Annotated in this window: 1 protein-coding gene; it reads right to left on the bottom strand. The window is 55.4% G+C overall.

Features of this window, described 5'->3' with window-relative positions:
• Positions 1-363, bottom strand: a 363-nt coding sequence (locus L9G74_RS23815; RefSeq protein ID WP_238898508.1) for an acetate and sugar kinases/Hsc70/actin family protein, incomplete at its 3' end; no start/stop codon positions are given.
• Positions 364-417: the final 54 nt, after the last annotated feature.

Genomic DNA, 417 nt, shown 5'->3' with positions numbered 1-417 from the left:
GGTCATCTTCTCCCTGTTGGCTTTAGGGTTGAGGGGAGCCTCAGTCAGGAGGATGGGGTGTTCCTCTGGAGCGACTCGCAGCTCGTTGTAGAAGGTGTGATGCCAGATCTTTTCCATGTCGTCCCAGTTGGTGATGATACCGTGTTCAATTGGGTATTTCAGGGTGAGGATACCTCTCTTGCTTTGGGCTTCATCTCCTACATAGCTGTCCTTTTGACCCATACCAACCATGACACCCTGGTGCCTGGGCCTGCCGACGATGGATGGGAAGACGGCCCTCGGGGCGTCGTCTCCGGCGAAACCGGCCTTGCACATCCCGGAACCATTGTCAACTACGAGGGCAGCAACATCGTCGTCACACATCTTGCTTGCTTCTGGTTTGCTTCAACACCTGTAGACAGACCGCTTCCCTGGGCA

Origin of the sequence: Shewanella electrica (genome assembly GCF_022321485.1) — a bacterium.
In the GTDB taxonomy this organism is placed as follows: Bacteria; Pseudomonadota; Gammaproteobacteria; order Enterobacterales; family Shewanellaceae; genus Shewanella; species Shewanella electrica.
Note: the sequence above shows the minus strand (reverse complement) of the source record. Positions and strands in the feature narration are given on the sequence as shown.